The sequence below is a fragment of the Zoogloea sp. GDB6 genome, from assembly GCF_056724105.1.
Window position 1 is genome coordinate 5,220,244 of sequence record NZ_CM161497.1, and the last position, 13,812, is coordinate 5,234,055.

The window sequence follows — 13,812 nt, forward strand, 5'->3', positions numbered from 1 at the left end:
TTTCCCTCCCCATCACGCCGAGGAAATGCGATGAGCAGCACTGCTTCGATCACCCTGTACGGAACCCCGCCGTCGGGCCATGCCCACCGGGTGGAGGTCTTCCTGACCCTGCTGGGCCTGCCTTACACCTATCAAACGGCGACAGCCGACGTGCGCAAGACGCCGGAATTCCTGGCGCTGAACCCGCTGGGGCAGATCCCGGTGCTGGTGGATGGCGACGCGGTGCTCTGCGACAGCACCGCGATCCTCATCTATCTGGCAGAGAAGTACGCACCGGACAGCCCGTGGCTGCCGCGCGATCCGCGCACCCGCGCCGAAGTACAGCGCTGGCTGTCGATCGCCTCCGCCGAAGTGCGCTTCGGCCCGGCCATCGCACGGGCAATCAGCCAGTGGAACCTGCCCGGCGATCTGGCCGCCGCCAAGGCCATCGCGGCACGCCTATTCAACTTCATGGAAGACTACCTGGCAGAGCGCCGCTTCCTCGCCGCAGACCACCCGACGCTGGCCGATCTGGCTTGCCACGCCTACATCGCCCACGCGCCGGAGGGCGGCATCAGTCTCGCCCCCTACCCGAACATCCAGGCCTGGCTGGCCCGCGTGGCGGCGATTCCCGGCTTCAAGGACATGGACTCGCTGCCGATCCCCGGCTGACCTACGCCGGGAGTCCGCCGACGGGCTGCGATCCCCGGTTGCCGCAATCGTCACACAAACTTAACATGGCTGTCATGTGCCCATCCTGATCTCCAAGGAGGCGTCCATGACAAGCGACATCGAACCCATCGCCCTGCATCTCTTCGGGGCCGTGCTCGCCGGCGGCATCATCGGCATGGAACGCAGCTTCCACGCCCGGCCGGCGGGCTTCCGCACGCACACCCTGGTGTGCCTCGCCTCCAGCCTGCTGATGCTGGTGACGCTCTACCAGTGGAACTGGCTACCCGGCGTGGCGATGGACACGATACGCACCGACCCGACACGCATGGCCCAGGGGATCATGACCGGCATCGGTTTCCTCGGGGCCGGGGTGATCTTCAAGGAAGGGCTCAGCGTACGCGGGCTGACCACCGCAGCGTCGATCTGGATCACGGCGGCGATCGGCATCCTGATCGGCGTCGGCTTCTACCTGCCCGCCGTGCTGGCGACGGCACTGACCCTCGGCGTGCTGTCGGCCTTCCGCTGGATCGAGGCGCGCCTGCCGTCCCATTCCTACGCCCATCACTACCTCCGCTTCAACCGCGACGACGTCATGCCGGAAAGCGATGTGCGCAGCTTCCTGGACCAGCACGGCTTCAGCATCGCCAACATGAGTTACCGCATCACCGACGACGGCCTGTCCTTCGAGTACAAGATGGTCATCCGGACCACCCGCGCCGAGAACACGGCCCGGCTCGTCGAGGCCCTGCGCGAAATGCCCCGCCTCCGCACCTTCCGGGTGTCGCCGACTGGCGATTGAGGCCATCAGGCCAGCCACGGGTGGGACGCCAGCCAGCGTCCCAGTTCGTTGTCGTTGGCCATCTGCAGTTTGGCGAAGAGGTTGGCGCGGTGGGTTTCCACCGAGCGCGGGCTACACGGCGGCACCAGCAGGCGGGCGATTTCCTTGTTGGGCTGGCCGACGCCGACCAGGCGGGCGACCTCCCGCTCCCGCGGGGTCAGCTCGGCCCACAAGCGCAGCGCGGTGCTGCGGGCCCGCGCCTCGGCCATCGCGGCGGGCAGTTTGTGCAGCAGCTGCTGGGTGTCCGGCTTGACGACCCAGTCGTAGGCACCGTTGCGCATCGCCTCCAGCGCAGTGGGAATGTCGCCGTGGCCGGACAGGAACAGCGTCACCAGCGGGCTGTGGCCGAGGCGCAGGCGCTCCAGCACTTCCAGGCCGCTGATGCCGCCCATGCGCAGGTCCAGGATCACGCAGCCGGGCTGGCGCATGTCCACCGCATCCAGGAAGGCCTCGCCGGACTCAAACACCTGCACCGCCAGCCCCTGGGAGAACAGCAGCATCAGCAGCGAGCGGCGCAGGGCCTCGTCGTCGTCCACCACGTAGAGGGTCAGCGGCGTGTCTTTCATGGGCTTGTCGGCAGGGTAAAGGTGAAGGCGGCACCGCCGCCGGGGCGATTGGCCACCGCCAGGCGACCACCGTGGGCCTCGACGATGGTGCGGCAGATGTTGAGGCCCAGCCCCAGGCCGTCGGACTTGGTACTGAAGAAGGCCGAAAAGACCTGCTCCAGTTGCTCGGCCGGGATGCCGGGGCCGTTGTCGGCCACCGTCACCTCGACGGCCGGTCCGGCCTGGCGGGCGGTCAACTCGATGCGGCGCCGCGCCGGCGGCGTGTCGTGCATGGCCTGCACGGCGTTCTGGATCAGGTTGACCAGCACCTGTTCCAGCAGCACGCGGTCGCCGCGCACCGGCGGCAAGCCGTCCGCCAGCACGCTGCGGACCGCCACGTGGCCGCGCTGCAGTTCGGGCTGCAGCAGCGCCAACGAGTGGGCGATCACGCCGTCGATGGCCAGCCCCTCGTAGCTCCCCCGCTGGGGATTGATGAAGGCGCGCACGCGCTTGACGATCTCGCTGGCCCGCGTGGCCTGCTCGACGATCTCATCGAGGGCCGTGACCAGCATGTCCTGCGGACAGTGGCCGATCATCGCGCGGGCGGCGACAGCGAAGTTCGACAAGGCCATCAGCGGCTGGTTGAGCTCGTGGGCCAGCGTGGACGCCATCTCGCCGACGCTGGCGAGGCGCGCGCTGCGCTGCAGCTGGCGCTCCTGCTCGCGCTGGCGGGCCTCGGCGTGCTTCTGCGCGGTGATGTCCACCACCGAGCTCATCCAGCCCTGGTGCTCGCCCTCGGCATCGATCAGCGGCGCGGTGTAGACCATGGTGACCACGTCGTGGCCGTCCCGGTGGCGGACGCGGGACTCGAAGCCGTGGGGCGCAGCTCGGCCCTGCAGCGCGTCGTCGCTTTCGCGCATGTGCTTGTCCAGGTCGTCCGGGTGCCAGTAGGGGTAAGGCGGCATGCAGCCGAGCAGCTCCTCCTGGCTGTAGCCGACCATCTCGCACAGGGCCGGGTTCACATAGATGATGCGGCCCTGCGGGTCGCGGGCGCGCATACCGATCAGCAAGGAATCCTCCATCGCCTTGCGGAAAGCGTGGGCTTCCTGCAGGTCGTGGGTGCGCTCCTGCACGCGGCGTTCGAGTTCGAGGCGGGCCTGGCGTTGCTCCGCGTAGCGCTTCTCGCGCAGGCGCCAGTACAGCACGCCGAGCAGCAGCAGTGCAGCGGCCAGCGTGGCGATGGCCAGCGCCTCCTGACGGGCCTGGCGGACCTCCACCAGGTCGCTGGTGACGGTCAGCGTCCAGCCCAGCTCAGGCAGCGTCGTCTGCACCGCGAGATAGTCCTTGCGGCGGTTCTGCAGGCTGGCCTGCAAGGTGAAGCCATCCCCGTCGCCGTTGCGCTCGAGCTGCCACGGCAGGCGCTCGTAACGCTCCCGCGCGCCGTACTGGCCGTGCTGACGCAGCCAGTCCAGATCGGCACGGTCCAGCAGCCGGTCGCTGTGGTACAGCCATTCCGGCACCGAGCTCAGGAAGACGATGCCGCGGCTGTCCTGCAGCACCACCGGATCGACGCTGCGCGACCAGGTCTGTTCCAGCATCTCCAGCCCCAGCTTGACCACCGCCACGCCGACGATGGCCGCCCCGCTGCGCACCGGCTCGGCGATGAACAGGCCGGGCTGGCCGGTGGTCAGGCCGAGGCCGTAGAACAGCCCGCGCCGCCCCTGCAGCGCATCCTCGAAATACGGGCGCTGGCGGTAGGACTGGCCGACGAAGCTCGTCGCCGTACCCCAGTTGCTGGCCGCCAGCGTCTGTCCCTGGGCATCGACGACGAACAGCGCGGCGGCGCCGGTGCGCTGCTGCAGGTCGGCCAGGTAGCGATTGACCCGGTCCGGCAGCGCCGCATCGGCCGGGCGCAGCAGCAGGCCCAGCACGTCCGGATGGCGCGCCGCCACGTAGGGCAGGTAGTCGTGCTTCTCGACGATGCCGCGCAGGCCCAGTGCGTGGGCCTCGGCAGCCTGGCGCAGCGTGGCGGCCTTGAGCTGGAACTCGCGGTTCTCCGCCCAGCGCCCGACCGCCACGATCAGCAGCAGCGCAGCCAGGGCGGCGAGGCCCCAGCGCCAGTGGCGCAGGAAGGAAGAACGGGCGGTCGGCGTCATCGCGGCAGCGGCATTCGGGATGCGTAAACGATAGCGCGTCCGCCGTCCGCCACGGGGCAGGCAGACGCGCTCTGCGTAGTTTTACGGAGGGGCCAGGGGCGAATGCTGCGGATGTGCCGGCCCTGCCGCCTGCGGATACTCGTCCCATAACGCGAACCTCCATCCGGGGGCAGACGCGGTTCCACAGGAGACAAGACATGAGCACTGGTACGGCAGATCTGGCCCTGGAGCACCCACAGGCGACGGCCCGCGGCGAGCGCATCAGCGGGCAACGCCTGCGCGCGATCATCGTTGGCTCGGCGGGCAACCTGGTCGAGTGGTTCGACTTCTATTGCTACGCGGCCTTCGCCCTCTATTTCGCCAATTCCTTCTTCCCGGCCCAGGACCCCACCGCTCAGATGATGTCCACCGCCGGCATCTTCGCGCTGGGCTTCTTCATCCGCCCCCTCGGCGGCGTGCTGTTCGGCCACATCGGCGACCGCCACGGCCGCAAGGTGGCGCTGATGCTGTCGGTGCTGCTGATGTGCTTCGGCTCCCTGCTGATCGCCTGTGCCCCCACCTACGCCACCGCCGGCATCCTGTCGCCGATCCTGCTGCTGCTCGCCCGCCTGCTGCAGGGCCTCAGCCTCGGCGGCGAATACGGCGCCAGCGCCACCTACCTGTCGGAAATGGCCGACTCGCGCCACCGCGGCTTCTACGCCAGCTTCCAGTACGTGACGCTGATCGGCGGCCAGCTGCTGGCCCTGTTGCTGCTCCTCGTGCTGCAGAACTTCCTGCTCGACGCCGAGCAGCTGCGCGCCTGGGGCTGGCGCATTCCCTTCGTGGTCGGCGCCGGCCTGGCGCTGCTGGCCCTGCGCATGCGCCACGACCTGCCGGAGACCCAGTCCTTCGAAAACGCCCGCAAGAAGGCCTCGCCGATGGGCGGCCTCAAGCAGCTCGCCCAGCACCCCCGCGAAGTGCTGCTGGTGGTCGGCCTGACGATGGGCGGCACGCTGGCCTTCTACGTCTATACGACCTACATGCAGAAGTTCCTGCGCCTGTCGGTGGGCCTCACCGACGCGCAGACCACCGCCGTGTCGGCCGCCTCGCTGATCTTCGCGATGTGCCTGCAACCGCTCTACGGCGCGTTGTCCGACCGTATCGGCCGGCGGCCGCTGCTGGTCGGCTTCGCGCTGCTCGGCACGCTGTTCACCGTGCCGCTGCTGACCGCCATCCGCCACGCCAGCGGCCCGTGGGAAGCCTTCGGCCTGATCGCCTGCGCCTGGCTCATCGTGTCCGGCTACACCTCCATCAACGCGCTGGTGAAGGCCGAGATGTTCCCGGCGTCGATCCGCGCCACCGGCGTCGGCGTGCCCTACGCCTTCGCGGTGTCGGTGTTCGGCGGCACCTCGGAATACATCGCCCTGTGGTTCAAGCAGTCCGGCCTGGAGAGCGGCTTCTACTGGTACGCCACCGCGGTGATCGGCTGTACGCTGCTGGTGTGCTGGTTCATGCGCGACACCCGCGCCAGTTCGCAGATCGAGGCGGAAGCCGCCTTGCAGCCCGCCCAGGCCTGATCCCTGACGCGGATGCCCCGGCATCCGCTCCTTCTCAGCCTCCGCGCCGTTTCCGGCGCGGAGGCTTTTTTTTCGTCGGCACACCCCCCACCCCGGAACCAACACGGAGCCAGGGCATCCCAATGCGGTAATCCCCAGTCCTCAGACCCGGTTGGAGCGCGCACAATAAGCGTGCATACACCGGCTTCCTTCATAATGCCGCCCGATACTGGAGGATGAGGCCGCGTCGAACGCACGTCTCGTGATCCGTCACGCCCCGGCTTGCAACTGACCGGCAGCCCCATCCGCCCCGATTGAATCAGCCCCTAGGAATCCGACTTTTGAGCGATCCCCTGCTGCGCCGCCTGGCCCTCTTCGACCGTGCCGACCGGCACGCCCTGCTGCGTCACTGCCGACACGGCGTGGAGCGGGAGAGCCTGCGCGTCGATCCCGCCGGCGACCTGGCCCTGACGCCCCACCCGCTGGCCCTCGGCTCGGCGCTGACCCACACCCAGATCACCACCGACTACTCCGAGGCGCTGCTGGAGTTCATCACCGACGCCCACGAGGACGCCGCCGACACGCTGGACGAGCTGGACGCGATCCACCGCTTCGTGCAGGCCCACCTCGGCGACGAGCGGTTGTGGCCCAACTCGATGCCGTGCCGGCTGCCGGACGAAGCCACCATCCCGATCGCCGACTACGGCAGCAGCCACGTCGGCCGCCTCAAGCACGTCTATCGCAAGGGCCTGGCGGTGCGCTACGGCAAGACGATGCAGTGCATCGCCGGCATCCACTACAACTTCTCGCTGCCCGAAGCCCTGTGGCCGCTGCTGCAGCAGGAGGAAGGCGACACGCGCCCGGCACAGGACTGGCAATCGGCCTGTTACATCGCGCTGATCCGCAACTTCCGCCGCTACAGCTGGCTGCTGCCCTACCTGTTCGGCGCCTCGCCGGCGGTGGGTGCCAGCTTCTTCCGCGGCCAGCCGCACCGCCTCGACACGCTGGACGCCGAAACCCTGTACCTGCCGTGGGCGACCAGCCTGCGCATGAGCGACCTGGGCTACCAGAGCGAGGCCCAGGCCAGCCTGACGCCCTGCTACGACAGCCTGGACAGCTACCTGGACAGCCTGCGCCGCGCCGTGACCACGCCTTACGCCCCCTACGCCGCAGTCGGCACACAGCGGGACGGCGAGTGGGTGCAGCTCAACACCAACGTGCTGCAGATCGAGAACGAGTACTACTCGACGATCCGCCCCAAGCGCGTGATCAACAGCGGCGAGCGGCCGTTGCAGGCGCTGGGCGCCCGCGGTGTGCAGTACGTGGAAGTGCGCTGCCTGGACCTCAACCCCTTCCTGCCGCTGGGCATCGACCTCAGCGAGACGCGCTTCCTCGACGCCTTCCTGCTGTTCTGCGCGCTGGAGGACGGCCCCGGCCTGATCTCCGGCGAATGCGGCGAATGCACCGGCAACTTCGCGCGCAGCGTCAATGAAGGCCGCAAGCCGGGCCTTCAGCTGAAGCGCCACGGCAAGCCCATCGGCCTGCAGGCGTGGGGATTGGAACTGCTCGAGCGCATCGGCACCTGTGCCGATCGGCTCGATGCCGCCTTCGGCCACGACCAGCACCGCCGCGCGCTGGACGCCCAGCGGGCCAAGCTGGAAGACGTGTCGCTGACGCCGTCCGCCCAGGTGCTGAAGAGCCTGCAGGACGACAGGATCAGCCTGTTCGCCTTCGGCCGCCGCCAGGCCGAGCGCCACGCCGAGTGGTTCCGCCAGCACCCGCTGGACGCCGCCACGGAGGCCCGCTTCGAACAGGCCGCCCGCGACTCCCTGGCCGCCCAGACCAGGCTGGAAGCGGAGCAGCAAGGCAGCTTCGAGGACTACATGGCGCACTATCTGGGCGCCATCCACGCCGAGCCCGCCGCTTAAAGCCCCTCAGGAAACGCCGGGCCGCCCCAGGTTTCCTTGCCCCTGCGGAGGGCGGGCCGGGCTCAGCCCGGCGCTGGGGGCGCTCAGAACGAGCCGCGGCCCCGGCCGCCGGCTCGACAAACCGGCTACGGCACGCTTACTCGCCGCGGCCGACCGACCACACCAGCGGCGCGCCCTGCAGATACTTGCGGAACACCGCGGTCACGTCGGCGGCGCTGAGGCGGGAAATCTGCGCGTCGTACTGGGCGATCCACGCGTAGTCGTGGCCGTTTTCCAGGCCGGCGGAGAGCACGCCGACAAAGCCCTTCTCGCTGCGCAGGCCGGTCTTGCGCTCCTCCAGCCAGGTGCGCTTGGCGCGTTCCACTTCCTGCTCGCTGAAGCCGTCCTGCAGCGCGCGCGCCAGCTCGGCCTTCAGGCTGGCCAGCGCGGCCTCCGCCTGCGGGCTGGCCGCCGAGGCCTGCAGCCGGAAGCTGCTGCGCGGATCGAAGCTGCGCCCGGCGAGGCTGACGCCAGCCCCGTAGGCCAGGCCTTCCTTCTCCCGCAGGCGCTGCCAGATGCGGCTGTCCGCATCGCCACCGAGCACCTTGGCGGCAATGCGCAGGGCCGGGAAATCCGGCGAATCGTCGGTGATCGGCAGCAGGGCCTGGCCGACCACCGACGCGTTCGGCTTGGCCGGCATGCTCACCACGATGGGCGCCGTATCGACGGCGGACGGCGCCGCCTCTTCGCGGATGCGTTCGTAGGGCATCGGGGATTTCGGCAGCCTGGCGACCTTGTCCCACACGCCCTGCACGTCGGCCGGCGTGAAGTCGCCCACCGCCGCCAGGCGCAGCCGGCCGATGCCGTGCAGGTCGGCGACGCACTGGCGGGCCTGCTCGTAGGTGGCGGCCCGCACCGCGGCCAGCTGGCGCTCCAGCGACCAGGGCTGGTTGGGGTGCTCGTCCGGGTAGTTGTCGAAGCGCAGCGCGGCCTGGCTGGACGCCACGGAGGCCGGGTCCTTCAGCGCAGCCTCCAGGCGGGCGATGGAGGCTGCCTTCATGCGCTCGAACTCGTTCTGCGGCAGGCTCGGCTTGGCCCACACCGCCAGCAGAATGTCGAGGGCCGCCTCGGCGTTCTTGCGTGGCACTTCCAGGGTGATATCGCCAAGGCTGAGGGACCACTGGGCCTGCAGGGCTTCGAGCCTGGCATCGATCTGGTCGCGGTTCAGGCCGGCGCCGCCGTAGGCCAGCAGGCTGCTGCCGAAGTTGCAGGCCACGCGGCGGCCGGTGAAGGCCTGGGTGTTGCCGTAGTCGTTGTTGAGGCTGATCCACGCCAGCCCACCCTGGGTCTTGCGCGGGATCAGCACGGCCTTGGCCGTCTCGCTGGGCAGCGGCACCGGCACGCTGGCCTTGGCGAGTTCCGCCGCGCTGGCGGGGATCGGGTCGCTGGCCTGGGCCAGCGCCGGCCAGTTGCCGCCGGCAACCAGTTCCTGCGCCGCCGGCGCGGCGGTCCATGCCGGCACTTCCGGCTGGTCACCGTGGCGCAGCAGCACGTCGGCCCGGTTGGTCGGCACCACCCACTTGCGCAGCGCCGCGTTCACCTCGTCCAGCGTCACGTCGCGGGCCCTGTCCCGCTGCCAGAAGAACAGGCGCCAGTCGCCGGCCACCTCGGCGCGGGACAGCAGACTGGCCACGCTCTCGTGGTTGCTGGCGAGGCGCTCATAGCCGTTCAGCTCGGCCTGGCGGGCGCGCTCCAGCTGTTCCTGGCTGATGCCCTGGCGCGCCGCCGTCTCCAGGTGCTCGCGCAGCGCGCGGCCAAGGGCTTCGGCGTCGGCGTCCTTGCCCGCCGAGGCGCTGCCGACCAGCAGGCTGTAGTCGGGCTGGATCTGGGTGCGGCACTGGGCCGACACCGCCAGCTTGCGCTCCAGCACCAGGTCCTTGCGCAGGCTGCCCCAGTCCTGCGCGCAGATGGCGCTGACGCCCAGATCGAAGGCATACAGGCTGCGGTCGCGCATGCCCGGCAGCTTCCAGCCACTGGCGGCGATGGTAGTGCCGGCGGGCAGGAACAGCTCGCTGCGGTTGATGACGGCGCGCGGCTCCTCGCGCGTCCACGTGGCGGGCTTCGGCTCGGCCGGGTTGCGCGCCTCTGCGAACAGGCGGCTGGCCAGCGCCAGCACGCGCTGCGTGTCGAAGTTGCCGGTGACGATCAGCGCCGCGTTGTCCGGGCGGTAATGCTTGCGGTGGAAGGCCTGCAGCGCCTCGAAGGGCGCGTCCTCGATGTCGCTGCGCGCGCCGATGGTCGGCCGCCCGTAGCCGTGCCAGAAATAGGACTGGCGCTGCAGCGCGCGCATCACCACGCTGCCCGGATCGGTGTCGTTGCGCTCCAGCTCGTTGCGCACCACCGTCATCTCGCTGGCCAGGTGGGCCTTGGTGAAGCTGGCGCGGATGAAGCGGTCCGCCTCCAGGCGCAGCACCTCGTCCACCTTCTCCGGCTCGGCGGCCACCACCTCGAAATAGTTGGTGCGGTCGGTGGACGTCGTGCCGTTCCACGTCGCCCCCAGCGCGGTCAGGTCGCGCTTCAGGTCGGCGCGCGGGCCGGCGCTCTTGAACAGCATGTGCTCCAGCAGGTGCGCCATGCCCGTCTCGCCATAGCCCTCCTGCTTGCTGCCGGTCTTCACCAGCAACTCGACCCGCACGCTCGCTGCTGACGGAAACGGCGCCAGAATGATCTTGAAGCCATTGGCCAGCCGGTACGACGCAAACCCGCCCGCCTCGACCTCCACCTTCGGCAAGGCCGCCTCGGTTTTCCCCGCGGCCTCCGCGGCGGGCATCAGCATCTGTACGGCAAGGAAGACGGCCAGGGGCAGGCGACGGGGGATCAGGGACATGATGGCGCGGGGCCCGGTGGGCGCGATGCAGGGGCGCTGATGATAACGCGCAGGGCTGGGGCGAACCTTGCGCGGAGAGGGCAGTGCTTATGCGAATTTCTGCGATCTTTAGAGCGAACGTGCTCCCTGAAGACAAGCCCGCCACTGGAGCCGGGAATAAATCCGGCCCTCACCCGGTATTGCAATGCAGGAGATCCCGTTCGAGAAAGGAGCACCCCATGGGACGCGGCATTCTGCAATTCCCGGTCGTCCTGCGCGTGGCCCTCGCCGGGCTGGGCCTGCTGGGGCTGGGCGCGGCCCTGGCCGCTGGCGACGCCGAGCGGGGCCAGGCGCTGTACAAGGAGCGCTGCTCGGCCTGCCATTCGATCCGTTACAACGGCCAGGGGCCGGCCCACGCCGGCGTGGTGGGGCGCGCCATCGGGCGGGCGCCGGGCTTCGACTATTCCCCGGCGCTGCGCACCGCCCAGGGCATGTGGACCGAAGAGAACCTGGACCGCTGGCTCACCGATCCGGAGCGCTTCCTGCCCGGCCAGCGGATGAACGTGAGCATCGAGGACGCCCGCGACCGGGCCGACCTCATCGAATTCCTCAAAAGCCAGGGCACGCGGGAATAAACGGCGGCCCGGCACGGTATGCACTGTAGGGACGCCCTTTCCGGGCATCCCGACCCACGGAGAGGACCAACATGAACACCATGGATCGCAGGCGATTTCTGGAATTGTGCGGGCTCGGCGGCGGCGCGGTGTTCGCGTCCGCGCTGGCCGGCTGTTCCAGCCTGGGCGCCGCGAAGAGCGCGGACGCCGCGGACTTCTATTTCGTCCAGCTGTCGGACGTGCACTGGGGCTTCCGCGGCCCCGAGAACCCCGACCCCACCGGCACGCTGCCGAAGGCCATTGCGGCGGTGAACGCCCTGCCCCGGCAGCCGGATTTCATCGTCTTCACCGGCGACCTGACCCACACCACCGACGACCCGGAGGAGCGGCGGCGGCGCATGGCCGAGTTCAAGGGCGTGGCGGCCGCGCTGAAGGTGCCGACGGTGCATTTCATGCCCGGCGAGCACGATGCCTCCTTCGACCGGGGCGCCGCCTTCCAGGAATACTTCGGCGCCACCCACTACACCTTCGACCACAAGGGCATCCACTTCATCGTCCTCGACAACGTGTCGGACCCCGGCGCCCGCGTCGGCACCGAACAGCTGGAGTGGCTGAAGGCGGACCTGGAGCGGCAGGACAAGGACGCCCCCATCGTGCTGTTCACCCACCGCCCCCTCTTCGACCTCGTGCCCAAGTGGGACTGGGCCACGCGCGACGGCGCCCAGGTGATCGCCGCGCTGATGCCCTACCGCAACCTGACCGTGTTCTACGGCCACATCCACCAGGAACACCACCACCTGACCGGCCACATCGCCCACCACTCGGCCAAGTCCCTGATGTTCCCGCTGCCCGCTCCCGGCTCCCAGGAAAAGCGCACACCGCTGCCGTGGAACCCGGCAGTGCCCTACCAGGGCCTGGGCTTCCGCGAGGTGGACGCCGAGCCCCGCACGGCCCGCCTGGCGATCCAGGAATTCCCGGTGGTGGCGACATGAAGCGGCGCGACGTCCTGCGCTGCCTGGGGGGCGTGGCCGTGGCGCTGCCGCTGCTGGAACTGGGCGTCGGCCACGTGCGGGCCGCAGAGGGCGAAGGCCGGGTCATCGAGCTGGAAGCGCGGCGCTTCCGCTACACGCCCAACGAGATCCACGCCCGCGCCGGCGAGACCCTGACCCTGGCTATCCGCTCCGTCGATTTCGTGCACGGCTTCAGCATGCCCGAGCTGGGCCTGCGCAGCGACCTGCCGCCGGGCCGGGTGACGCGCATCCGCGTGGCCGATCTGCCCGTCGGGCGCTGGACCTTTCTGTGTGACAATTTCTGCGGCGAAGGCCACGAGGAGATGAACGGCATGCTGATCGTGGAAGCCTGACGGACCATGGCGCACACGCGGGATTTCGAAGCGCTGGTCCTGCCCCACCTGGACGCGGCCTACAACCTGGCCCGCTGGCTGGTACGGGACGAGCACGTGGCCGACGACATGGTGCAGGACGCCTGCCTGCGGGCCTACCGCTACTTCGACGCCCTGCGCGGCGACGCCGCCAAGCCCTGGCTGCTGGGCATCGTGCGCAACAACTGCTACGCCTGGCTGGAAGAGGAGCGCATGAGCGCCCGCTGGGTGGCCCACGGCGCGGACGACGCGCTGCTGGCGGCAGTGCCGGTGCCGCCGGACAGCCGCGGTGCCACGCCCGAGACCGAGCTGTGGCACGCCGACCGCCGCCAGATGGTGGACGCGGCGATCCGCGCACTGGAACCGCCCTACCGGGAAGTGATCGTGCTGCGGGAGCTGGAAGACCTCTCCTACGCGGAGATCGCCCAGATCGCCGCCATCCCCATCGGCACGGTGATGTCCCGCCTGTCCCGCGCCCGCGCGGCCCTGCGCACGGCGCTGGCGGATTTGCTTGGAACGGAATGACATGAACGAAGAAGACGCCGACCGGGCCGTGGGCCGCCTGCTGCGGGAACACGCCACCCGCCACCGGGCCGGCGACGCGCTGCAATCCGCCGTACGCACCGAGATCGCCCTGGAAGCAGCCGGCCAGCGGCGCCAGGCCACGCCGCCAGTCGACCGCCGCTGGCGCTGGCCCGCCTGGGGCCTTGCCGCCGCCGGTTTCGCCTGCGGCGTGCTGGCCAGCATGCTCGCCTTGCAGCTGCTGCCGCCGGCGGACGGCAACCGCGCGCTGGAGCAGGAACTGGCCAGCAGCCACGTGCGCGCCCTTATGGTCGCCCACCTCACCGATGTCGCCTCATCCGACCAGCACACCGTCAAACCCTGGTTCCAGGGCAAGCTGGACTACTCGCCGCCGGTCAAGGACCTCGCCAACGACGGCTACCCGCTGATCGGCGGCCGCCTCGACTACGTGGCCGGCCGCCCCGTCGCGGCCCTGATCTACCGCCGCCACGGCCACCTCATCAACCTCTTCGTCTGGCCCGCCGACGGCCAGACCGCGCCGACCCTGCACAGCCATCAGGGCTACCAGCTCGCCCACTGGCGCAACGCCGGCATGCAGTTCTGGGCCGTGTCCGACCTCAACGGCGAAGAACTCCAGACGCTGGCCCGGCTGATCCCCTAGGCGCGCTACCGCGCCTGCAAGGCCTCATCCGAGTGAGAAGCCGTTCTCACCTTGGCGAGAATCCAGAATGGTTTTTTGAAACACTGCATCGCGGCACTGGAACAAGCGATACGCTCAGCTCTTTTGTCATTTTTCT

Annotated in this window: 12 protein-coding genes; 9 read left to right on the forward strand and 3 right to left on the reverse strand. The window is 69.6% G+C overall.

From position 1 onward, the window contains the following. The first annotated feature begins 30 nt into the window (after positions 1 to 30). Positions 31 to 651, forward strand: a complete 621-nt coding sequence (locus AC1PQG_RS23750) for a glutathione S-transferase family protein (RefSeq protein ID WP_481120198.1) — start codon at positions 31 to 33, stop codon at positions 649 to 651. A 106-nt stretch (positions 652 to 757) separates the two neighbouring features. Beyond that, a complete protein-coding gene (locus AC1PQG_RS23755) occupies positions 758 to 1,450 on the forward strand; it encodes an MgtC/SapB family protein (RefSeq protein ID WP_481120199.1) in 693 nt (230 codons plus the stop codon). A 5-nt stretch (positions 1,451 to 1,455) separates the two neighbouring features. Here AC1PQG_RS23755 and AC1PQG_RS23760 read toward each other — a convergent pair whose 3' ends face one another. Next, positions 1,456 to 2,055, reverse strand: coding sequence for a response regulator transcription factor (locus AC1PQG_RS23760; protein ID WP_481120200.1), 600 nt, complete (start codon positions 2,053 to 2,055; stop codon positions 1,456 to 1,458). Next, a complete protein-coding gene (locus AC1PQG_RS23765) occupies positions 2,052 to 4,190 on the reverse strand; it encodes a sensor histidine kinase (RefSeq protein WP_481120201.1) in 2,139 nt (712 codons plus the stop codon). Before AC1PQG_RS23765 ends, AC1PQG_RS23760 begins: the two co-directional genes overlap by 4 nt. A 197-nt stretch (positions 4,191 to 4,387) precedes the next feature. Here AC1PQG_RS23765 and AC1PQG_RS23770 point away from each other — a divergent pair, with 197 nt between their 5' ends. Beyond that, positions 4,388 to 5,746, forward strand: a complete 1,359-nt coding sequence (locus AC1PQG_RS23770; protein ID WP_481120202.1) for an MFS transporter — start codon at positions 4,388 to 4,390, stop codon at positions 5,744 to 5,746. A 320-nt stretch (positions 5,747 to 6,066) separates the two neighbouring features. Further along, positions 6,067 to 7,653: a glutamate--cysteine ligase gene (gene gshA / locus AC1PQG_RS23775; RefSeq protein WP_481120203.1), complete on the forward strand. Its 1,587-nt coding sequence runs from the start codon at positions 6,067 to 6,069 to the stop codon at positions 7,651 to 7,653. A gap of 136 nt (positions 7,654 to 7,789) precedes the next feature. Here the strand turns inward: gshA and AC1PQG_RS23780 are convergent, their stop codons facing one another. Further along, a complete protein-coding gene (locus tag AC1PQG_RS23780) occupies positions 7,790 to 10,519 on the reverse strand; it encodes a M16 family metallopeptidase (RefSeq protein ID WP_481120204.1) in 2,730 nt (909 codons plus the stop codon). Positions 10,520 to 10,737: 218 nt separating this feature from the next. Between AC1PQG_RS23780 and AC1PQG_RS23785 the strand changes: the two genes are divergently transcribed. The 5 genes from AC1PQG_RS23785 to AC1PQG_RS23805 all read left to right on the forward strand — a co-directional run bounded on the left by AC1PQG_RS23785 (position 10,738) and on the right by AC1PQG_RS23805 (position 13,676). Further along, complete coding sequence (locus AC1PQG_RS23785; RefSeq protein WP_481120205.1) at positions 10,738 to 11,133, forward strand: c-type cytochrome; 396 nt, start codon at positions 10,738 to 10,740, stop codon at positions 11,131 to 11,133. Positions 11,134 to 11,204: 71 nt separating this feature from the next. Further along, a complete protein-coding gene (locus AC1PQG_RS23790; RefSeq protein ID WP_481120206.1) occupies positions 11,205 to 12,104 on the forward strand; it encodes a metallophosphoesterase family protein in 900 nt (299 codons plus the stop codon). Continuing rightward, positions 12,101 to 12,475, forward strand: a complete 375-nt coding sequence (locus AC1PQG_RS23795; protein ID WP_481120207.1) for a cupredoxin domain-containing protein — start codon at positions 12,101 to 12,103, stop codon at positions 12,473 to 12,475. Before AC1PQG_RS23790 ends, AC1PQG_RS23795 begins: the two co-directional genes overlap by 4 nt. Before the next feature lie 6 nt (positions 12,476 to 12,481). Continuing rightward, positions 12,482 to 13,018 carry a sigma-70 family RNA polymerase sigma factor gene (locus AC1PQG_RS23800; protein ID WP_481120208.1) on the forward strand — a complete coding sequence of 179 codons (537 nt, stop codon included), beginning with the start codon at positions 12,482 to 12,484 and terminating at the stop codon, positions 13,016 to 13,018. 1 nt (position 13,019) lies between these two features. Next, the gene (locus AC1PQG_RS23805; RefSeq protein WP_481120209.1) at positions 13,020 to 13,676 is read left to right on the forward strand and encodes an anti-sigma factor family protein; all 657 of its coding nucleotides are present in this window, start codon (positions 13,020 to 13,022) and stop codon (positions 13,674 to 13,676) included. Positions 13,677 to 13,812: the final 136 nt, after the last annotated feature.